Annotated in this window: 18 protein-coding genes; 14 read left to right on the top strand and 4 right to left on the bottom strand. The window is 73.1% G+C overall.

Going from position 1 to position 19,963, the window contains the following annotated elements; genetic code table 11:
* Window positions 1–376: 376 nt before the first annotated feature.
* The 5 genes from QOZ86_RS19885 to QOZ86_RS19865 all read left to right on the top strand — a co-directional run bounded on the left by QOZ86_RS19885 (window position 377) and on the right by QOZ86_RS19865 (window position 4,779).
* Window positions 377–1,471 carry a quaternary amine ABC transporter ATP-binding protein gene (locus tag QOZ86_RS19885; RefSeq protein WP_284493710.1) on the top strand — a complete coding sequence of 365 codons (1,095 nt, stop codon included), beginning with the start codon at window positions 377–379 and terminating at the stop codon, window positions 1,469–1,471.
* Window positions 1,464–2,453 (top strand): ABC transporter permease, encoded by a 990-nt coding sequence (locus tag QOZ86_RS19880; protein WP_284493709.1) that lies wholly within the window; start codon window positions 1,464–1,466, stop codon window positions 2,451–2,453. The genes QOZ86_RS19885 and QOZ86_RS19880 overlap by 8 nt, the downstream gene beginning before the upstream one ends.
* A gap of 90 nt (window positions 2,454–2,543) precedes the next feature.
* Complete coding sequence (locus QOZ86_RS19875) at window positions 2,544–3,455, top strand: glycine betaine ABC transporter substrate-binding protein (RefSeq protein WP_284493708.1); 912 nt, start codon at window positions 2,544–2,546, stop codon at window positions 3,453–3,455.
* Window positions 3,456–3,634: 179 nt separating this feature from the next.
* Complete coding sequence (locus QOZ86_RS19870) at window positions 3,635–3,940, top strand: hypothetical protein (protein ID WP_284493707.1); 306 nt, start codon at window positions 3,635–3,637, stop codon at window positions 3,938–3,940.
* Window positions 3,941–3,984: 44 nt separating this feature from the next.
* Entirely contained in the window at window positions 3,985–4,779 is a 795-nt protein-coding gene (locus QOZ86_RS19865) for a DUF2470 domain-containing protein (RefSeq protein WP_284493706.1), read from the top strand.
* Window positions 4,780–4,781: 2 nt separating this feature from the next.
* Here the strand turns inward: QOZ86_RS19865 and QOZ86_RS19860 are convergent, their stop codons facing one another.
* Together QOZ86_RS19860 and QOZ86_RS19855 are read right to left on the bottom strand one after the other, a co-directional pair.
* Entirely contained in the window at window positions 4,782–6,731 is a 1,950-nt protein-coding gene (locus tag QOZ86_RS19860; protein WP_284493705.1) for an AAA family ATPase, read from the bottom strand.
* Complete coding sequence (locus QOZ86_RS19855; RefSeq protein ID WP_284493704.1) at window positions 6,731–7,711, bottom strand: aldo/keto reductase; 981 nt, start codon at window positions 7,709–7,711, stop codon at window positions 6,731–6,733. The genes QOZ86_RS19860 and QOZ86_RS19855 overlap by 1 nt, the downstream gene beginning before the upstream one ends.
* Window positions 7,712–7,872: 161 nt before the next feature.
* Here QOZ86_RS19855 and QOZ86_RS19850 point away from each other — a divergent pair, with 161 nt between their 5' ends.
* From QOZ86_RS19850 to QOZ86_RS19825, 6 genes are all read left to right on the top strand, one after another.
* Window positions 7,873–8,712: an undecaprenyl-diphosphate phosphatase gene (locus QOZ86_RS19850; protein ID WP_284493703.1), complete on the top strand. Its 840-nt coding sequence runs from the start codon at window positions 7,873–7,875 to the stop codon at window positions 8,710–8,712.
* Between the two features lie 65 nt (window positions 8,713–8,777).
* Window positions 8,778–9,476, top strand: a complete 699-nt coding sequence (locus QOZ86_RS19845; RefSeq protein WP_284493702.1) for a histidine phosphatase family protein — start codon at window positions 8,778–8,780, stop codon at window positions 9,474–9,476.
* A gap of 69 nt (window positions 9,477–9,545) precedes the next feature.
* Window positions 9,546–10,097 carry a DUF3090 family protein gene (locus QOZ86_RS19840; RefSeq protein ID WP_284493701.1) on the top strand — a complete coding sequence of 184 codons (552 nt, stop codon included), beginning with the start codon at window positions 9,546–9,548 and terminating at the stop codon, window positions 10,095–10,097.
* Between the two features lie 14 nt (window positions 10,098–10,111).
* Entirely contained in the window at window positions 10,112–10,861 is a 750-nt protein-coding gene (locus QOZ86_RS19835) for an SCO1664 family protein (protein WP_284493700.1), read from the top strand.
* 148 nt (window positions 10,862–11,009) lie between these two features.
* Window positions 11,010–11,402 carry a VOC family protein gene (locus QOZ86_RS19830; protein ID WP_284493699.1) on the top strand — a complete coding sequence of 131 codons (393 nt, stop codon included), beginning with the start codon at window positions 11,010–11,012 and terminating at the stop codon, window positions 11,400–11,402.
* Complete coding sequence (locus tag QOZ86_RS19825) at window positions 11,399–11,632, top strand: hypothetical protein (protein ID WP_284493698.1); 234 nt, start codon at window positions 11,399–11,401, stop codon at window positions 11,630–11,632. Before QOZ86_RS19830 ends, QOZ86_RS19825 begins: the two co-directional genes overlap by 4 nt.
* 32 nt (window positions 11,633–11,664) lie before the next feature.
* Here the strand turns inward: QOZ86_RS19825 and QOZ86_RS19820 are convergent, their stop codons facing one another.
* Complete coding sequence (locus tag QOZ86_RS19820) at window positions 11,665–12,381, bottom strand: maleylpyruvate isomerase family mycothiol-dependent enzyme (RefSeq protein ID WP_284493697.1); 717 nt, start codon at window positions 12,379–12,381, stop codon at window positions 11,665–11,667.
* Between the two features lie 107 nt (window positions 12,382–12,488).
* Here QOZ86_RS19820 and mshC point away from each other — a divergent pair, with 107 nt between their 5' ends.
* Window positions 12,489–13,739 carry a cysteine--1-D-myo-inosityl 2-amino-2-deoxy-alpha-D-glucopyranoside ligase gene (gene mshC, locus QOZ86_RS19815; protein ID WP_284493696.1) on the top strand — a complete coding sequence of 417 codons (1,251 nt, stop codon included), beginning with the start codon at window positions 12,489–12,491 and terminating at the stop codon, window positions 13,737–13,739.
* The gene (locus QOZ86_RS19810) at window positions 13,739–14,791 is read left to right on the top strand and encodes an HD domain-containing protein (protein ID WP_284493695.1); all 1,053 of its coding nucleotides are present in this window, start codon (window positions 13,739–13,741) and stop codon (window positions 14,789–14,791) included. Before mshC ends, QOZ86_RS19810 begins: the two co-directional genes overlap by 1 nt.
* Before the next feature lie 284 nt (window positions 14,792–15,075).
* On the opposite strand, the gene QOZ86_RS19805 is transcribed toward QOZ86_RS19810, so the two are convergent.
* A complete protein-coding gene (locus tag QOZ86_RS19805; RefSeq protein WP_284493694.1) occupies window positions 15,076–15,936 on the bottom strand; it encodes a PAC2 family protein in 861 nt (286 codons plus the stop codon).
* Between the two features lie 197 nt (window positions 15,937–16,133).
* On the opposite strand from QOZ86_RS19805, the gene metH reads away from it, so the two are divergent.
* Window positions 16,134–19,934: a methionine synthase gene (gene metH / locus QOZ86_RS19800; RefSeq protein WP_284493693.1), complete on the top strand. Its 3,801-nt coding sequence runs from the start codon at window positions 16,134–16,136 to the stop codon at window positions 19,932–19,934.
* Window positions 19,935–19,963 lie beyond the last annotated feature (29 nt).

Raw genomic sequence — 19,963 nt, 5'->3', positions numbered from 1 at the left:
CCGTCAACGGCCTCATCGAGCTCCACCGGCGGATCGCCCGCGGCTTCCGCAACCGCGACAACTACCGACTCCGCATGCTCCTGATCGGCGGCGGACTGTCCAGCCCCCACCTCAAGTAAGAAGAGCCCGTTTCCCTCGGCCGGTTAGCTGATCGTCGACAGAGACGGATCTCAGGAGTGCTCGCGGGCCAGTCCCGGCCGCGTCCGAGCGACGTGGTGGCACTCCGACCGGGCGGCGCAACAGAGCGCCCTCGAGCGTCGTGACCCCGTGGGTGCCCTGCGCCGGTGCACGGTCGCGACCGGGGCACCGGACGACCAGCAGACCTGCTGCGACGGCGCCTGCCCGGGATCCGCACGACGATCGCCGGAGGTAATGCGTGCCTGTCCTGAGAGTGGAAGGCCTCTACAAGGTCTTCGGTCGACGACCCGACGAGGTCGTCGACCAGTTGTCAGCCGGCGCCTCGGCTGCCGACGTGCAGGCGTCGGGCGCCACGGCAGCGGTCATCGACGCCGCCTTCGAGGTCGAGCAGGGCGAGATCTTCGTGGTCATGGGGCTGTCCGGATCGGGCAAGTCCACCCTGATCCGGATGCTCAACGGCCTGGTGCGGCCGACGGCGGGGCACGTCTTCGTCGGGGACGAGGACATCGCCGCGCTGGACCCCAAGGGCCTGCGCGCCGTGCGGCAGCAGCGGATCAGCATGGTGTTCCAGCACTTCGCCCTGCTGCCGCACCGCAGCGTCCTCGAGAACACCGCCTACGCCCTGGAGGTGCGCGGCGTCGACCGCCGGACGCGGCTGGCGGCCGCCCGCGAGGCGCTGGAGATGGTGGGCCTGGAGGCCTGGGCCGACCACCGCCCGGACGAGCTGTCCGGCGGGATGCAGCAGCGGGTCGGGCTGGCGCGCGCGCTGGCCGCCGAGACCGACATCCTGCTCATGGACGAGGCGTTCAGCGCGCTCGACCCGCTGATCCGGCGGGAGATGCAGGACCAGCTCATGGAGCTGCAGGCACGGTTGGGCCGCACCATCGTCTTCATCACCCACGACCTCAACGAGGCCATGCGGCTGGGTGACCGGGTGGCCGTCATGCGCGACGGCCGCATCGTCCGGCTGGACACCCCCGAGGCGATCCTGGCCGACCCCGGCGACGAGTACCTGGAGCGCTTCCTCGCCGACGTCGACCGGTCGCGGGTCTTCACCGCCGGCGACGTGATGAGCGCGCCCGTGGCCGGCGCCGACGGCCGTCCCGTGGCCACCGCCGTCACGGTGGCGCCAAACACCCCGCTGGCCGACCTGCTGGAGCCCTCAGCGCTGTCGGAGGCGCCCCTGCTGGTCGCCGACGACACCGGCGAGGCGCTCGGCGTCGTCACCCGCGGCGACGTCCTGGCCGCGCTCGGCGGCGTGAGCAGCGGCGACCTCGCCACCCGAGGTGACACGACCGACGACCCCCAGTCCCTGGAGAGCCCCCGTGCCTGAGACCACCCTGATCACCGCGGCCGAGGGCAGCGTCCTGCCGCGGGTGCCGGTCGGCGACTGGGTCGACACCGGCTTCGACTGGCTCAAGGACAACTTCGACCCGTTGTTCGAGGCCGTCAGCGACGTGACCGAGAGCGCCGTGGAGGGGCTCACCGAGGCGCTGCTGCTCCCGCCGCCGCTGCTGTTCGCGGTGCTGCTCGCGCTGCTCGGGCTCGCCGCGCGCTCGGTCGCCTTCGCCGTCGGGTCCCTCGTCGGGCTGCTCCTCGTCCAGAGCATGGACCTCTGGGAGGAGGCGATGGAGACGCTGGCCCTGCTGCTGGTGGCCACCGTCGTAGCCGTGCTGATCGCGATACCGGTCGGTATCGCGGCGGCGAAGAACGACCGGGTGAGCGCCGCCGTCCGACCGGTGCTGGACTTCATGCAGACGATGCCCGCCTTCGTCTACCTCGTGCCGGCGGTGACCTTCTTCGGCATCGGGCTGGTCCCCGGCATCATCACCACGATCATCTTCGCGCTGCCGCCCGGGGTCCGGCTCACCGAGCTGGGCATCCGCCAGGTCGACGCGGAGACCGTGGAGGCCGGCTACGCCTTCGGCAGCTCGCCCGCGCAGATCCTGCGGGGCATCGAGCTGCCCCTGGCCCGGCCGACGATCATGGCCGGCGTCAACCAGGTGATCATGCTCGGCCTGTCGATGGCCGTGATCGCCGGCCTCATCGGGGCCGGTGGGCTCGGCAGCGTCGTCGTCACGAGCATCTCCCGCCTCGACGTCGGCCTGGGCTTCGAGGCCGGGCTGGCCGTGGTCATCCTCGCCATCTACCTCGACCGGTTGACCGGCGCCTTCGGCCGCACCGACCAGAAGTCCCCCTTGTGGCGCCTGCGGCGGAGGAAGACGACGACCGCCCCCAGCAACGCGACGGTCGGTCACCCGGCGGTAGCCGACCAGCCCACGGAGCAGCTGGTCACGACGTCCCCGCGGGCCTGACCCGACGGCCCGGACGGGCCGGCCAGGCACGCGGACGACGACCCGCGACCTTCGCGGGTCAGCAGCAGAAAAGTGAAAGGAGCACCACCTGTGCGCAAGCACGCATTCCGGCTCGCCGCCGGACTCGCCGCCGTCTCCCTGACCGCCACCGCCTGCGGTGGCGACGAGGGCGGCGACACCACCGCCTCGGGCGAGGGCGCCGCCAGCTGCGACTCGGTCACGTTGGGGTTCATCCCCTCCTGGACCGACGGGCTGAGCACCGCCTACCTGTGGCAGAACGTGCTCCAGGACCGCGGCTACGAGGTCGAGTTCGAGGAGATCTCCGACGCCGCACCGCTCTACGCCGGCCTGGCCGAGGGCGATGTGGACGTGTACCCCTCGGCGTGGTCGGAGGTCACCCACGCGGAGTACATCGAGGAGTACGGCGACCAGATCGAGGACCTCGGCGCCTGGTACGAGGGCGCGGTGCTCACCTTCGCCGTCCCCGAGTACACCGAGATCTCCTCGATCGCGGACCTGGCCGGCAATACCGAGATGTTCGACGGGCGCATCGTGGGCATCGAGCCCGGCGCCGGCCTGACCGACGTCACCAAGGAGAGCGTGATCCCCGCCTACGGGCTCGGGGACGCCGGATACGAGCTGGTCGAGTCGTCCACGACGGCGATGCTGGCGGAGCTGCAGTCGGCCGTAGCGGCCGAGGAGGACATCGTCGTCACCCTGTGGCACCCGTTCTGGGCCTACAACGACTTCCCGCTGAAGGACCTCGAGGACCCGGAGGGCGCCCTCGGTGAGCCGGAGGCGCTGCACGTGCTCGCCCGTGACGGCTTCGGCACCGACTGCGCCGAGGTCGCCGACCTCATGGGCCAGCTGCAGCTGAACGACGAGCAGTACGCCGCGCTGGAGAACACCGTCGTCAACGAGTACGGCGAGGGCCGGTACGCCGAGGGCGTCGAGGCCTGGCTCGAGTCGAACCCGGAGATCGCGGAGACCTTGAAGGGCTGACGCGCGTCGTTCTGCGGAGCGACTCCCGAAGGGGCCCGGCGGTGCATCCGCCGGGCCCCTTCGTCGTCGGCGGCGTCCGCCGGCCGGGTGAACGACGCGCTCCCGAGCTGCCGGGCCGCCGCCGCCGGGCCAGGGTGGACCGGGACGACGGACGACGGACGACGGCGGAGGTGGGTCAGGTGACGACGGACGAGGGCCGGGCCGTGTCCGACGCCGAGGTGCGCGCTGCCGCCGAGCGCTGGGCCCGGGCCGCGGGTGTGCCGGTGAGCGTCGCCGTCGGCACGCCGCCGAGCACCCCACCGGCAGGCCGGCGGTTCCTCCGCGGGCTGCTGCTCGGGGCAGTGCTCGGCACGCTCGTGCTGCTGGCCGGTTCCACCGCGGGAGCAGCAACCGTCTTGGGGTTGCTGCTCGGGGTCGCCGTGGCCTGCCTCGCGACGCGGATGGCACTCGAGCGGCGACGGGCGCGCACGGTCGCTGGCCGCTAGGCCTCAGTGTGGTTAGGCTGCCCTAACCACACTGAGGAGGGGCGATGCCGAGCAGCCCGAGCCACCCCGCGCCCGAACGCCGTCCCGGGTCCGGTCAGCTGTGCCCCGGGCTGACCGAGCGGGCCCGCACGGTCGCCGTCCGGCCTGCGGCCACCGTGTGCGCCGCCGGCATCCAGGGCGGACGGGTGCTCGCGCACACGGTCACCCGTGCCGGCCAGTTGCTGCTGGTCGTTCCGCGGAACGGTGACCTGGCCGCGGCCGTCCGCAGCGCGCCGGACCAGGACCTCTCCGCGCTCCTGCTGGTCAGCGACCACGCGCCGGTGCCGATGCGGCTGCCGATCCGTGCCCAGCTGTGGCTGTCGGGCTGGGCGACGCCCGTCCGGCAGGCCGACCGGCGGGCCGCCCTCCTGGCCTTCGCCGAGGCCCGTCCCGACGCGGCCCTGCTCGACGTCGGGCGGACCGCCGAACTGCTGCGCCTGGACCTGGCCGAGGTGGTGCTCGGCGAGAGCGGGCAGGCCGTCGACGTCAGCCCCCAGGAGTTCCTGGCCTCCCGCCCGGACCCGCTGGCCGGCATCGAGGCCGACCACCTGCGCCACCTCGCCGCCGACCACGCCGACGTGCTCGCGCTCCTCGCCGCCCGCCTGCCGTCGGACCTGCGCACCCCTGGGGACGTCGTCCGCCCGCTCGGGCTGGACCGGTTCGGCTTCCGGCTGCGGGTGGAGCACCACCACGGCCACACCGACGTGCGCGTGCCCTTCTCCCGGCCGCTCACCTGCGCCGGGCAGCTCGGCCAGGCGGTCGCCCAGGTGCTGTGTGCCGCGCGGAGCATCCGCGGCTGAGATCAGCCCGCGATCTCGCGCAACAGCTCGGCCAGCCGGGTCCGGCGCGGCCGCACGTCGACGTCGCGCACCGCACGGGCCAGCGCGGCGCCACTGGCGTGCACGATCGACAGGTGCCGCTGCGCCCGGGTGAGCGCCGTGTAGACCAGCGGCCGGGACAGCATCCCGCCGGCCTCGGGCGGTAGCACCACCACGACTCCGGGCCACTCCGAGCCCTGCGCCCGGTGCACGGTGATCGCCCAGCCGTGCCGGAGGTCGAACAGCGCCTGCCCGCTGACCGTGACCGGTCCGGAGGCGAACGTCACGTCCATCGACCCGTCGCCGGTCTTGGTGACCACGCCGACCTCGCCGTTGGCGAAGCCGGTGGGCTCCAGGTCGAGGTGGTTGGCGGTGGCGACCACGCGGTCGCCTGGGTCGAAGCCGAACACCGCGCCCTCGCCCGGGTTCAGCTGCGCCTTCAGCGCCTTGTTGAGCTCGATGGTGCCGGCCGGCCCGCGGTGCACCGGGGTGACCACCTGCACCGCGCCCGGCTCGATGCCGAGCGCGCGGGGGATCGAGTCGGTGACCAGCTGCACCACCCGCCGGGCGGCCTCGGCGCTGCCGGTGGCCGGCACCACGACCACCTCGCGGTCGGGGGAGTCCACCGGCGGCAGCTTCCCGCCGCGCACGGCCGAGGCCAGCCGGGCGATCGCACCGCCCTCGGCCTGCCGGTACAGGGTGGTCAGCTCGGTCACCGGGACGGCGCCGGAATCGATCAGGTCGCCCAGCACGTGCCCGGGGCCGATCGAGGGCAGCTGTGCCGGGTCACCGACCAGCAGCAGGTGCGTGCCGTCCGGGCAGGCCTCCAGCAGCGCCGCGGCCAGCTCGACGTCGAGCATCGAGGCCTCGTCGACCACCACCACGTCGGCGTCCAGCGGCCACTCCTCGCCGCGGGCGAAGCCGCCCGAGGCGCCCTGGGCGCCGAGCAGCCGGTGCACCGTTGCCGCCGGGTGGTCGGTGAGCTCCTCCAGCCGCTTGGCCGCCCGGCCGGTGGGCGCGGCCAGTGCCACGTCGGTGCCCTTGGCCTCCAGCAGCTTCACCACCGCGGCCACGGTGCGGCTCTTGCCGGTGCCGGGGCCCCCGGTGAGCAGGCTGACCCCCGCGACGAGCACCTGGGCCACGGCCTTCTTCTGCGCCTCGTCCAGGCCCTGGGCCACCGTGCGCACCGAGGCGGGGTCGGCGATCTGATCGGCCGCGGCGGCCAACCGGGCCACGTTCTCGGCCACGGCCTCCTCGGCCATGCCGAACCTGGCCAGCGACAGCGTGCGCAGCCGCGGATCAGGTTCAGGCGGTTCCTCCGCGTCCTCGTCGAACTCCGGCTCCGGCGGCTCGTGCTCGAGCACCTCCCCGGAGTCGACGGCGGCCACCACGGCGGCCACCGGATCCGCGATCCGCTCGGCCTGCAGCGCGGCGACGACGAGGTCGAGGGGGAGGACGGTGTGCCCGTCGCGGGTCGCGGTGCGCAGGGTGAGCGCCACGATCGCGCGGCCCCTCCGGGTGTCCTGCCGGTCGGCGCCCTTGAGGACGGCGATGGCCAGCCGGTCGGCGTCGGCCAGGGCCACCCCGGGCAGCCCCAGCAGCCCCCACGGGTCGTCCCGCAGCCGGCGGGCGGCATCGGGGCCCAGCCCGTCGGCGACCCCGGAGGCGAGTTTGGCCGGCAGCCCGGCCGCCACCAGCATCTCCACGACCTCGTAGGTGGGGGCGGCGGCGAGGAAGCTGGAGAACAGCCGCTCGGCGCGCTGCCGGCCGACCCGCGGCAGCTTCACGAGCCGGTCGGCCGAGACGTCGTCCGGCGTGGTGATGCCGGCGGCCGGCAGCTCGGCGGCGGTGCGCTTGCCGAGGCCGGGCCACAGACCCGCGGTGCAGAACGCGGCGAAGACCAGGTCCGGCCCGGGGGTGGGGGTTCCGCCCATCACCGGTCCGACCGGTGCTCGGGGTAGCTGAACGGAGGCGCGGAGACGTCCTCCAGGGCGGTCCGGATCGCGGCGGGCAGCCGGACGACGTCGGCGTCCAGCGAGGCCTGGAGCTGCTGGGCGGTCCGGGCGCCCACCACCGGGGCGACGACGCCGGGCCGGTCGCGTACCCAGGCCAGCGCGACCGCCAGCGGGCTGGTGCCCAGGCCGTCGGCCGCGGTGATCACCGCCTCGACGATCCGGTCGGACTTCGCCGACCGGAGCCCGTCGATGAAGCCCTGCCACTGCGGGGAGGCGCCGCGGGACTCCGAGGGCGTGCTGTGCCGGTACTTCCCGGTGAGGATCCCGCGCCCCAGCGGCGACCACGCCAGCACGCCGAGCCCGAGCGCCTCGACGGCGGGCACGACCTCCCGCTCGACGCCGCGCTGCAGCAGCGAGTACTCGACCTGGGTGCTCACCAGTGGGGTGCGGCCGGGCCACGCCTTCTGCCAGGTGGCCGCCTGCGCGGTCTGCCAGCCGGTGAAGTTGCTGATCCCGATGTAGCGGGCGCGGCCGGACGCGACGGCGAGGTCGCAGGCGGCGAGGGTCTCCTCCAGCGGCGTCGTCTCGTCCCAGGCGTGCAGCTGCCAGAGGTCGACGTGGTCCAGGCCCAACCGCTCCAGCGAGGCGTCCAGCGCCGAGACCAGGTGCCCGCGCGAGGCGCCGCGCCCCATCGGTCCGGGCCCGGTCCGGCCGACGGCCTTGGTGGCCACCAGGACGTCGGACCGGGGGACGACGTCGGCCAGCAGGTGGCCGAGGATCCGCTCGCTCTCGCCCTCGCAGTAGACGTCGGCGGTGTCGACCAGCGTGCCGCCGGCGTCGACGAAGGCCGTGAGCTGCATCGCGGCCTCGTCCTCGTCGGTGTCGCGGCCCCACGTCATCGTGCCCAGCGCGAGCCGGGACACGATCAGACCGCTGCGCCCCAACGCCCGTTGCTCCACGACCGGCCAACCTACCGGCGCACGCCGGCCGGCACCCGGGAGCACCGCAACGTTCGGGGCGCCGTCCCCGGCCGGACCCGCGCGGCGCCTAAGGTCAGCGGTCGTGCCTGCCCGACCCGTCTCCCGTCCGGCCGCCCCCGTCCTGCCCGGGGGGTGCTGAGGTGGGCTGGATCGAGGCCGTCGTCCTGGGGCTGGTGCAGGGACTCACCGAGTTCCTGCCGATCTCCTCGAGCGCCCACCTGCGGGTGGTGGGGGAGGCGTTCGGCTGGGACGACCCCGGTGCGGCGTTCACGGCGATCAGCCAGATCGGCACCGAGGCCGCCGTCCTGCTGTACTTCCGGCACGACATCTGGCGGATCATCACGGCCTGGATCGCCTCCCTCGGTGGCCGCCGTAAGGGCGATCCCGACGCCCGCATGGGCTGGCTGATCATCATCGGCACCCTGCCGATCGTGGTGCTCGGGCTGCTGTTCCAGGACTCGATCGAGACGACGTTCCGGGACCTGCGGATCACTGCTACCGCGCTGATCGTCTTCTCGCTGGTCCTCTTCTGGGCCGACCGGGCGGGCGCCAAGCGCCGGGAGCTCGACCGGTTGACGGTGGGCCACGGCATCGCCTTCGGCTTCGCGCAGGCGATGGCGCTGATCCCCGGCGTCTCGCGCTCCGGCGGCACCATCACCGCGGGGTTGTTCCTCGGCTACACGCGGTCGGCGGCGGCCCGGTACTCCTTCCTGCTCGCCGTGCCGGCCGTCCTCGGCGCGGGTTTCTTCCAGGTCTACGAGGTGCTCACCGGCGACGTCGCCGGGCCACCCCTCGCGTGGGGCCCGACGATCCTGGCCACCGTGCTCGCCTTCGGCGTCGGCCTCGTCGTCATCGCCTGGCTGCTGCGCTACCTCGACCGCGGCAGCTACGTGCCCTTCGTCGTCTACCGCATCGTGCTCGGCGCGTTGATCCTGGCGCTCGTCTTCGCCGGCGTGCTCGACCCGGCCCCCGGCGCCTGAGTCAGGACGCCGCGTCCTCCGTGCCACCGCCCTCTCCCGGGAGGTCGGCCGCCTACGCTCGCCCCGTGACCACCGTGATCCTGCTCCGGCACGGCCGGACGACGGCCAACACCGGCGGCGTGCTCGCCGGCTGGACACCCGGTGTCCAGCTGGACGAGACCGGTCAGGCGCAGGCGCGGGCGGTCGGGGAGCGGTTGGCGAAGGTCCCGCTGGCCGCCGTCGTCAGCAGCCCGCTGGAGCGCTGCCGGCAGACCGTCGGCGCCGTCGTCGCCGGCCGGGAGCTGGAGCCCCAGGCCGACGACCGGCTGGGCGAGGCGCGCTACGGCGACTGGACCGGGCGCAGCATCAAGGAACTGGTCAAGGAACCGCTGTGGAAGGTGGTCCAGCAGCACCCCTCCGCCGCGGTCTTCCCCGGGCCGGAGGGGGAGGGGCTGGCCGAGACCCAGGCCCGGGCCGTGGCCGCCGTCCGGGAGTGGAACGCCCGCCTGGGCCCGGACGCGGTGTGGCTGGCGTGCAGCCACGGTGACGTCATCAAGGCGATCCTCGCCGATGCCCTCGGCCTGCACCTGGACTCCTTCCAGCGCATCGTCGTCGACCCGGCCTCGATCTCGGTGGTGACCTACACCGAGACCCGCCCGTTCGTCGCCCGGATCAACGACACCGGCGGCGACGTCTCCGCCCTGATCCCGCCGCCGCGCAGGGGCCGGCGGCGCAAGGTGTCGTCCGACGCGGTGGTGGGCGGCGGCGCCGGAGCACCGGCCTGAGGCCGTGACGTCGGCTTTCCCGGCCGGTCGTCGCGGCGGTTCGTCGGCGTCCCCGCGTAACCTGGGCGCGTGCCCCGTCAGCTCCATCTCTTCGATCGCCCCACCCGGTTCGTCGCAGGAACGGTGGGTCAGCCCGGGGACCGGACGTTCTACCTGCAGGCGACCGACGACGCCGGTCGCACGGTCAGCGTCGCGCTGGAGAAGACGCAGGTCCAGGTGCTGGCCGACCGGATGGACGACCTGCTCGACGAGGTCGGCAACCGGGCCGACGCCGCCATCCCCGCGGAGGCCGACGTCGACGACCTGGAGCCGCTCGACGCCCCGGTCGACGAGGAGTTCCGGGTCGCCGCGATGGGCCTGGCCTGGGACGGCACCGAAGGGGCCGTCGTCGTGGAGGCCGTCGCCGCCGGCGAGGAGCCGATCGAGGAGGACGCGATCCTCTCCGACAGCGACGAGGGCCCCGACGCGCTGCGGGTGACCATCACGCCGATGGCGGCGCGGGCGTTCGTGGCGCGGGCCCGCCGGGTCGTGGCCGCCGGCCGCCCGGCCTGCCCGCTGTGCTCGCTGCCGCTGGACCCGGTCGGCCACGTGTGCCCCCGGCAGAACGGCTACCGCCGCTGAGCGGCGGCTCCTCGATGAGCGAGCAGCCCGCCGTCCCCGATCTCCGCCCCCCTGCCGACGACACCGAGGCCACCCGGCTGCTCACCGAGGGCGTGATCGACCTCGAGGGCCGGATGCTGGACGCGTCGAACGTGACGCTGGTGGGCGCCATCCGCACCGCTGAGCTGGCCGCCGAGTGCGTGTACAAGCCGGTGGCGGGGGAGCGGCCGCTGTGGGACTTCCCGGACGGCACGCTCGCCGGGCGGGAGATCTCCGCCTACCTCGTGTCGGAGGCCACCGGCTGGCACGTCGTGCCGCCGACCCTGCTGCGCGAGGGGCCGTTCGGCCCCGGGATGGTGCAGCTGTGGATCGACGGCGACGAGGACGTCGACCTCGCCGCGTTCGTCCGACGCGACGATCCCGCGCTGCGGCGCATGGCGGTGTTCGACGCGGTCGTGAACAACGCCGACCGCAAGGGCGGGCACATCATCCCGATGCCCGACGGCCACGTGTACGGCGTCGACCACGGCATCTGCTTCTCGGTCGAGCCGAAGCTGCGCACCCTGCTGTGGCGCTGGGCCGGCAAGCCGCTGACCGCGGAGGCGCTGGAGGTGCTGGACCGGCTCGGCGACGAGCTCCGCGGCGACCTGGGCGAGCAGCTGCACGAGCACCTCACCCGCGCCGAGGTGCGCTGCACGCAGCGCCGGGTGGCCGAGCTGCTGCGCACCGGCCGGCACCCCGAGCCGAGCGGGGAGTGGCCGGCCCTGCCCTGGCCGCCGTTCTGATCGCCTGCCCCGCGCGATCCTCCCGCGAGTGCGACATCCTCCCGCGAGTGCGACGAGCTCGTGGTCATCGCACGCTGATCGCCACCACGTCGTCGCACTCGCACCGCTGACCGGCGTCCTGTCGGTGGCTTGCGCGACCATTCCGCGCATGCCGCACCGCAGCCGCTTGTCCGTCCTGTTGCTCGACTTCCCGCCGGAGCACCACGCCGCAGGCACCGCTTTCTGGGCCGGCGCCACCGGCCGCACCGCCACCCCCGACCCGGACGACGACACGTCGGCCTCGCTGGGATCGTTCGCCGACGGCTGGCACGTCGAGATCCAGCGGACCGGCGAGGGGACGCCGCCCCGCCGGCACGTCGACATCGAGAGCGACGACGTCGAGGCGGAGGTGGCGCGACTGGAGGCTCTCGGGGCCACGCGGCACCGCTTCGTCGAGGAGGGCCGCTTCTGGCAGATGCTCGATCCGGCTGGGCTGGTGTTCTGCGTCGTCGGCATCCAGACCGGCGAGGAGTTCGACCGTCACGCGGTGAGCTGGCCGTGAGCCCGAAGAAGAAGCGGAAGCGTCGCCCGGCACCCGCCCGGCATGTGTGTCGACGGACCGATCCGCTGTCCATCGTCTCCACCCGCGTCCTCGACGGCACCGAGCCACTACGCCTGGTCGACGAGTTCCCCGACGACCTCGCACCTCTCCTGGACCTACCGGCCGGTCACCTCGCCGAGCGCTACGGTCCCGGTTTCTCGTGGCGGGTCGAGCAGTACGTCGAGGAGTGACGCATCACGACGTTCCGGGCGTCAGGGGCCGCTCACTCCAGGCCGACCAGGCCGAGCATCGCCGCGGCCTGCAGTCCGTCGCCGTCGACGGTGAGCACGTCCAGGGGCACCCGGCGCCAGACGGTCAGCAGCAGGTCGCCGGCGGTGCCGGTGAGGGCCGCGATCGGGAAGGGCCTGGTCCCGGGGAACAGGGTGCGCTCGGTGTCGGCGTCCACGGCGTGCAGGACGACGGGGTGCGCGTCCGGGGGCGGGCCGTCGGGCAGCGCATCGGGGACCATGACCTCCAGCCACTCGTCCAGGCCGTCCAGGGCGAGCGCCGCCGGGATCGGCCGGACGTCGCCCAGCACCTGCTCGACGTCGGCGGTGTGCACCACCGCCTCGTGGGTCTGCCGGCGCAGCACGAAGGCCACGTCCTGCCGGGGCGCCCAGGTCCACACCCGCTCCGCCGGATTGGCGCCGGCCAGCGCCGTCTCCAACTCGGCGCTGCGCGCGGCCACGTAGCCCAGCAGCTCGTCGTCGGGGTGTCGGCGTGGTGGCACGTAGGCGGAGCGGTCCACCGCCCGGGTGCGCACCACCCAGGCCCAGAACCGCTGCACCTCCGCCAAGTGCCACACCAGGTCGGCCAGTGTCCAGCCGGGACAGCCCGGCACGCGGGCGCCCCACCCCGATGCGAGCACCGCGGCTGCGGCGGCCTCGGCGAACCGGGCGTCGGCCCGCCGCAGGGCCGGCAGGTACTCGTCGAGCTCCATCGCTCCTCCTCCTGCGGCCGGGGGACGGGACGTCCGCCCCCTCCGACGTGATGACCCGCACGGGCGTGCGGGTCGGCGTCGTCGGACCCCGCCTCTAGGCTCGTGCCGTGCTCTCCTGGCCCGCTCCGCTGCTGCCGACCCTGCCCGGCACCGGCCCCGTCCTCAAGGTCTACGACACCGCCGGAGGCGAGATCGTCGCGACCACACCGGACCGGACTGCGCGGATGTACGTCTGCGGCATCACGCCGTACGACGCCACGCACCTCGGCCACGCCGCCACGTACCTGGCCTTCGACCTGGTCAACCGGATGTGGCGCGACGCCGGGCACGCGGTCCACTACGTCCAGAACGTCACCGACATCGACGACCCGCTGCTCGAGCGCGCCGACCGCGACAGCGAGGACTGGGTCGTCCTCGGCATGCGGGAGACGGCGCTGTTCCGCGAGGACATGACGGCGTTGCGCGTGCTGCCGCCGGAGGACTACGTGGGCGCGGTCGAGGCCATCCCGCGGATCGTCGGACACATCGAGCAGCTGCTCGATGCGGGGCTGGCGTACGCGCTCGACGACGGCACCGGCGACGTCTACCACGACGTGGCGCAGGCGCCGGGGTTCGGCTCGGAGTCGGGCTACGACGAGGCGACCATGCTCGGCTACTCCGCCGAACGCGGCGGAGACCCCGACCGCGCAGGCAAGCGCAACCGCCTCGACCCGCTGCTGTGGCGCGGGCAGCGCGACGGCGAGCCCTCGTGGCCCGGCCCGCGCGGCGCCGCCGGCCGCCCCGGCTGGCACATCGAGTGCGCCACCATCGCCCTGGACACCATCGGCATGGGCTTCGACGTGCAGGGCGGCGGCAGCGACCTGGTCTTCCCGCACCACGAGTTCTCCGCCGTGCACGCCGAGGCGATCACCGCCACCAAACCGTTCGCCAAGGCCTACGTGCACGCGGCGATGATCGGGCTGGACGGCGAGAAGATGAGCAAGAGCCGCGGCAACCTGGTGTTCGTCTCCAAGCTCCGCGGCGAGGGTGTCGACCCGATGGCGATCCGGCTGGCCCTGCTGTCCGGCCACTACCGCACCGACCGTGCCTGGACGGCGGGCCTGCTTCGGGAGGCGGAGCAACGGCTGGCCACCTGGCGCCGTGCGGTGGCCCGCGACGCCGGGGCGCCGGCCGGCCCGGTCCTCCACGGCCTGCGCGACCGGCTGGCCGACGACCTGGACAGCCCCGGCGCCATCGCCGTGGTCGATGCGTGGGCGGAGCAGACGCTGGCCGGCGGCGACGACCTCGAGGAGCAGGCACCGAGCGTCGTCTGCGACGCCGTCGACGCGCTGCTGGGCGTGGAGCTGCAGGACTGCTGATGACCAGTGCGCCCTCCGGCCCTTTCCGGCTGACCGACCGCGCGGCCCGCGAGCGGACCGAGGAGCAGCTCGCCGCCGCGGCCTCCCGGTCGGCGACGTCGCGGGGGCGGGCGCGGCCCGAGCCGGAGGACGCGCTGCGCACCGCCTTCGAGCGCGACCGCGACCGGATCCTGCACGCCAAGGCGTTCCGGCGGCTCAAGCACAAGACGCAGGTCTTCCTCAACCCCGAGGGCGACCACTTCGTCACCCGCCTGACCCACACGCTGCAGGTCACGCAGGTGGCGCGGTCGCTGGCGCGGGCGCTGGGCCTGAACGAGCCGCTGGCCGAGGCGATCGCGCTGGGGCACGACGTCGGGCACTCACCGTTCGGGCACATCGGGGAGGAGGCGTTCGACCCCTACGTCGCCGGCGGCTGGCACCACGCGGCCCAGGGCGTGCGGATCGTGGAGGTCCTCGAGGACCTCAACCTCACCTGGGAGGTCCGCGACGGTATCCGGGCGCACAGCTGGAAGATCGACCCGCCGCCGAGCACCCGCGAGGCCGAGTGCGTGCGGTACGCCGATCGGATCGGCTACCTCTCCCACGACGCCCTGGACGCTGCCCGCGCCGGCGTCGTCCGGACCGCCGACCTGCCTGCGCGCGCCGTCGCCGTGTTCGGGGAGCCCGGCAGCCAGATGGTCGGCGCCATGATCGGCGCCGTCGTCACCGGCTCGCTGTCCCCGGCCAACGGCGCGGACGCCGTCGTCATGGAGCCAGAGGCTCTGCAGGCCATGCACGAGCTGCGCGACTTCATGTTCGCCCGCGTCTACGCCTCCGACGTCGCGGCCGGGCAGACGCACCTGGCGATCGACGTCATCCGCCGGCTGGTCGACCACCACCTGGCCCACCCCGAGCTCATCCCGGCGTCCTACCGGGACACCGAGGCCGACGAGCTCACCCAGGTGGTCGACTACGTGTCCGGGATGACCGACCGGTTCGCCCTCGCCACCCACGACCGGCTCTTCGACGCCGACGCGACGTCGGCCATGCGCCCGCTGCTGCGCACGCGGTAGCGCGTACCCCGCCGTCCGCCCCTCGACAGCGGCACGACCATTCCGCGCTATTGCCGTTATCCCCAACTCTTACACAGACCGGGTGCGACGAACTCGTGGCGATGGAGGCATCGAGAGCCACGAGATCGTCGCACTCGCCGACAGCGGTTCGTCCCCGGGGGAGCACGCCTACCGGCAACACTGAGCGGCCCAGTTGGGGGAAAAGCCTCGGCGGCGCAGCAGAAGGACCCCGTCGCCCCCCACCGTTCGCACGCTCACGGCGGGCCCCTGCGACGGGGCCGAACTCAGCTCGGGCCGCCGCGGCGGCGCAGATATCTTTCGAACTCTCGCGCGATCTGGTCGCCGTTGGCCTGGGAGAGGTCGACCTCCGTGGCCCGCTCCTCGAGCGACCGCACGTACTCCACGACCTCGGCGTCCTCGTTGGCCATCTCGTCGACGGTCTTCACCCACTCGTCGGCCTGCTGCGGCAGCGCGCCCAGGGGCACGGTGGTCTCCAGCACCTCCTCGACGCGCTGCAGCAGCGCCACGGTGGCCCGCGGCGACGGCGGCTGGGACACGTAGTGCGGGACGGCGGCCCAGAAGCTGATCGCCGGCAGCCCGGCCTGGACGCAGGCGTCCTGGAACACCCCGAGGATGCCGGTGGGGCCTTCGTAGCGGGAGGTCTCCAGGCCGTAGGCCTGCGCGGACTCCTGGTCGTAGGCCGAGCCGGTGACGGGGGTGGGCCGGGTGTGCGGGGTGTCGGCCAGCAGGGCACCCAGCGAGATGACCATCGACACGTCGAGCTCGTCGAGGATCTCGATGAGCTCGGCGCAGAAGCCGCGCCAGCGCATGTTCGGCTCGATGCCGCGGACGAGCACGACGTCGCGGCCCAGGCCCTCGGGGTGGGCCACCGAGATGCGGGTGGTGGGCCACTCGATGCGGCGGCTCACGCCGCCGACCAGCGAGACCGTGGGCCGGTTCACCTGGAAGTCGTAGTAGTCCTCGGGGTCCAGCGCGGCCAGCGGCTTGGCGTCCCAGATCAGCTCCAGGTGTTCCACGGCCCCCGTGGCGGCGTCCCCGGCGTCGTTCCAGCCCTCGAACGCGGCCACGACCAACGGGTCGGTGAGCTGCGGCAGGTCATCGGCGCTGGACTTCGGATCGATCACCCGTGTCAGCCTACGTCGGTCCGGCCGTGCACCTCGGATACGCGCGCCTGCCCGGGCGCGCGGGGACCTTGCTGTGCCGACGGCGGCGAAGTGAGACGATGGCGGGCGACATCGGGAACGCCCAGGCCTGGGCCAGCCCGCCGGGGTGACGGAGCGCACGGCCCGCACGCCCATCGAGAGACCCACTGGGGAACCCTGTGTCCGAGTCACCCACTCCCCGTCCCGACGCCACGGCCGCGCTCACCGAGCTGCTGCGGCAGCGCATCCTCGTGCTCGACGGCGCCATGGGGACGGCGATCCAGCGCGACCGGCCCGACGAGGCCGGCTACCGCGGCGAGCGCTTCGCCGACTGGCCCACCGATGTGCAGGGCAACAACGACCTGCTGAGCCTCACCCAGCCGCAGATCATCGCCGCGATCCACCGTGAGTACCTCGAGGCCGGCGCCGACCTCATCGAGACCAACACCTTCAACGCCACGACGATCTCGCTGGCCGACTACGGCATGCAGGAGCTCGCCTACGAGCTCAACGTCGCCTCGGCCCGGCTGGCGCGCGCCGAGGCCGACGCGATGACCGCCCGTACCCCGGACAAGCCGCGGTTCGTCGTCGGCGCGATCGGCCCGACCAGCCGGACGGCGTCCATCTCGCCGGACGTCAACGACCCCGGGGCCCGCAACGTCAGCTTCGACGAGCTGGTGGCGGCCTACCTCGAGCAGGCGGGCGGCCTGGTCGACGGCGGCTCGGACGCGCTGCTGATCGAGACGATCTTCGACACCCTCAACGCCAAGGCGGCGATCTTCGCCCTGGAGACGCTGTTCGCCGACCGCGGGCGCCGCTGGCCGGTGCTGATCTCCGGCACGATCACCGACGCCTCCGGCCGGACGCTCTCCGGGCAGGTCACCGAGGCGTTCTGGCACTCGGTGCGGCACGTGCGGCCGCTGCTGGTCGGGCTGAACTGCGCCCTGGGCGCCAAGGAGATGCGGCCCTACATCGCGGAGATCGCCCGCGTGGCCGACACGTTCGTCTCCTGCTACCCGAACGCGGGCCTGCCCAATGCCTTCGGTGAGTACGACGAGGCGCCCGACGAGACGGCCGCGATCATCGCCGAGTTCGCCGAGAGCGGGTTCGTGAACCTGGTGGGCGGCTGCTGCGGCACCACCCCGGCGCACATCGCCGCGATCGCCCGGGCCGTCGAGGCGCAGGCGCCGCGCACCCCCGCCGAGGTCCGGCCGGCGCTGCGGCTGTCCGGCCTGGAGCCGCTGTCGGTCACCGAGGAGTCGCTGTTCGTCAACGTCGGCGAGCGCACCAACATCACCGGCTCGGCCCGCTTCCGGAACCTCGTCAAGGCCGGTGACTACCCGGCCGCCCTCACCGTCGCCCGGCAGCAGGTGGAGGCCGGGGCGCAGGTCATCGACGTCAACATGGACGAGGGGATGATCGACGGCGTCGAGGCGATGGACCGCTTCACCAAGCTGATCGCCGCGGAACCCGACATCTCGCGCGTGCCGGTCATGGTCGACTCCTCCAAGTGGGAGGTCATGGAGGCCGGCCTCAAGAACATCCAGGGCAAGGCGATCGTCAACTCGATCTCCCTCAAGGAGGGCGAGGAGAAGTTCGTCCACCACGCGCGGCTGTGCCGGAAGTACGGTGCCGCGATCGTCGTCATGGCCTTCGACGAGGAGGGTCAGGGGGACACCCTCGAGCGCCGCACCCAGATCTGCAAGCGGGCCTACGACATCCTCGTCCAGCAGGTCGGCTTCCCGGCCGAGGACATCATCTTCGACCCCAACATCTTCGCCGTCGCCACGGGCATCGAGGAGCACGCGAACTACGGGCTGGACTTCATCGAGGCCACCCGTTGGATCAAGCAGAACCTGCCCGGCGCGCTGGTCTCCGGCGGAGTCTCGAACGTCTCGTTCTCCTTCCGTGGCAACAACCCGGTGCGCGAGGCGATCCACTCGGTCTTCCTGTACCACGCGATCGCTGCGGGCCTGGACATGGCGATCGTCAACGCCGGCCAGCTCGAGGTGTACAGCGAGGTGCCGGAGCTGCTGCGCGAGCGGATCGAGGACGTGATCCTCAACCGCCGCCCGGACAGCACCGAGCGGCTGCTGGAGATCGCCGGCGACTTCGCCGGTGACGGCACGGTCAAGGAGGTGGCCACCGAGGAGTGGCGGTCGCTGCCGGTGGGGGAGCGGATCACCCACGCGCTGGTGAAGGGCATCGACGAGTTCGCCGAGAGCGACACCGAGGAGCTCCGCCGGGAGATCGCCGCCCGCGGCGGGCGGCCGATCGAGGTGATCGAGGGCCCGCTGATGGACGGCATGAACGTCGTCGGCGACCTGTTCGGCGCGGGCAAGATGTTCCTGCCGCAGGTGGTGAAGTCCGCCCGCGTGATGAAGAAGGCCGTCGCGCATCTCATCCCGTACATCGAGGCGGAGAAGCGGCCCGGCGATGCCGAGCGCACCAACGGCAAGGTCCTCATGGCCACGGCGAAGGGCGACGTCCACGACATCGGCAAGAACATCGTCGGCGTCGTCCTGCAGTGCAACAACTACGACGTCGTGGACCTTGGCGTCATGGTGCCGCCGCAGAAGATCTTGGACGCCGCCAAGGCCGAGGGTGCCGACGTCATCGGCCTCTCCGGGCTGATCACCCCGTCGCTGGACGAGATGGTCACCCTGGCCTCGGAGATGGAGCGGCAGGGCTTCGAGGTCCCGCTGCTCATCGGCGGGGCGACGACGTCGCGGGCGCACACGGCGGTCAAGATCGCGCAGAAGTACCACGGGCCGGTCATCTGGGTGAAGGACGCCTCGCGGTCGGTGCCGGTGGTCGCGGCGCTGCTGTCGGACGAGCAGCGCCCGAAGCTGCTGGCCGAGACCGACGCCGACTACGCGGCGCTGCGCGAGCGGCACGCGACACGGCAGGACAGCCGGAAGCTGCTGCCGATCGCCACTGCACGGGCCGCGGCTCCGCCGATTGACTGGAGCGACTACGCGCCGCCCCGGCCGCGGATGCTGCTGCAGCAGGCGCTCGACACCTGCTCGGGGGCGGGCTGCGACCACCTTCGGCACGCCGCGACCCAGTTCGTGAAGACATTGCCGGACTACCCGCTGGAGGAGCTACGCGGCTACATCGACTGGCAGCCGTTCTTCAACGCCTGGGAGATGCGCGGCCGCTTCCCCGACATCCTGCACAACCCGACGACCGGCGAGGCCGCGCGCCGGCTGTACGCGGACGCGCAGCAGATGCTCGACCGGGTCGTCGCGGAGAAGTGGCTGCGGGCCAGCGGCGTCTTCGGGCTGTTCCCGGCCAACCAGGTGGCCGGCGACGACATCGAGGTCTACACCGACGAGTCGCGCACCGCCGTCCGGACGGTCCTGCACCAGCTCCGGCAGCAGACGGAGGGGCGGGACGGTTCGCCCCGGAAGTCGCTGGCGGACTTCGTGGCACCGAAGGAGAGCGGGCTGCGCGACTACATCGGCGCGTTCGCCGTCACCGCCGGGCTGGGTGCGGCGGAGCGGGTCGAGGCGTTCAAGAAGGACAACGACGACTACAGCGCGATCCTGCTGGAGGCGCTGGCCGACCGGCTGGCCGAGGCGTTCGCCGAGCGGCTGCACGAGCGGGTGCGCCGGGAGTTCTGGGGCTACGCCGCCGACGAGCACCTGGACAGCGACGCGCTGATCGCGGAGAAGTACACCGGCATCCGCCCGGCGCCGGGCTATCCGGCCTGCCCGGAGCACACCGAGAAGCGGACGATCTGGGACCTGCTCGACGTCGAGGCGGCCACCGGCATCGAGCTCACCGAGAACCTGGCGATGTGGCCGGGCGCCGCCGTCAGCGGCCTGTACTTCTCCCACCCGCAGTCGCAGTACTTCGTGCTCGGCCGCGTGGGGCGTGACCAGGTCGAGGACTACGCCCGGCGCAAGGGCTGGAACGTCGACGAGGCGGAGAAGTGGCTCTCGCCGAACCTGGGATACCGCACCGAGGACGAGTGAGAGGACCCCGTAGAAGGACCCCGTCCTCC

The sequence above is a fragment of the Blastococcus capsensis genome (assembly GCF_030165005.1).
Lineage (GTDB): Bacteria > Actinomycetota > Actinomycetes > Mycobacteriales > Geodermatophilaceae > Blastococcus > Blastococcus capsensis.
This window is presented reverse-complemented; position numbering and strand designations above follow the sequence as displayed.

Bases quoted from the DNA above. Each gene is read 5' to 3' on its own strand.
- QOZ86_RS19865 (WP_284493706.1), top strand. From the start codon at position 3,985: ATGCCGAGCAGCCCGAGCCACCCCGCGCCCGAACGCCGTCCCGGGTCC.
- QOZ86_RS19860 (WP_284493705.1), bottom strand. From the start codon at position 6,731: ATGGGCGGAACCCCCACCCCCGGGCCGGACCTGGTCTTCGCCGCGTTC.
- QOZ86_RS19835 (WP_284493700.1), top strand. From the start codon at position 10,112: ATGAGCGAGCAGCCCGCCGTCCCCGATCTCCGCCCCCCTGCCGACGAC.
- QOZ86_RS19830 (WP_284493699.1), top strand. From the start codon at position 11,010: ATGCCGCACCGCAGCCGCTTGTCCGTCCTGTTGCTCGACTTCCCGCCG.
- QOZ86_RS19820 (WP_284493697.1), bottom strand. From the start codon at position 12,381: ATGGAGCTCGACGAGTACCTGCCGGCCCTGCGGCGGGCCGACGCCCGG.
- QOZ86_RS19810 (WP_284493695.1), top strand. From the start codon at position 13,739: ATGACCAGTGCGCCCTCCGGCCCTTTCCGGCTGACCGACCGCGCGGCC.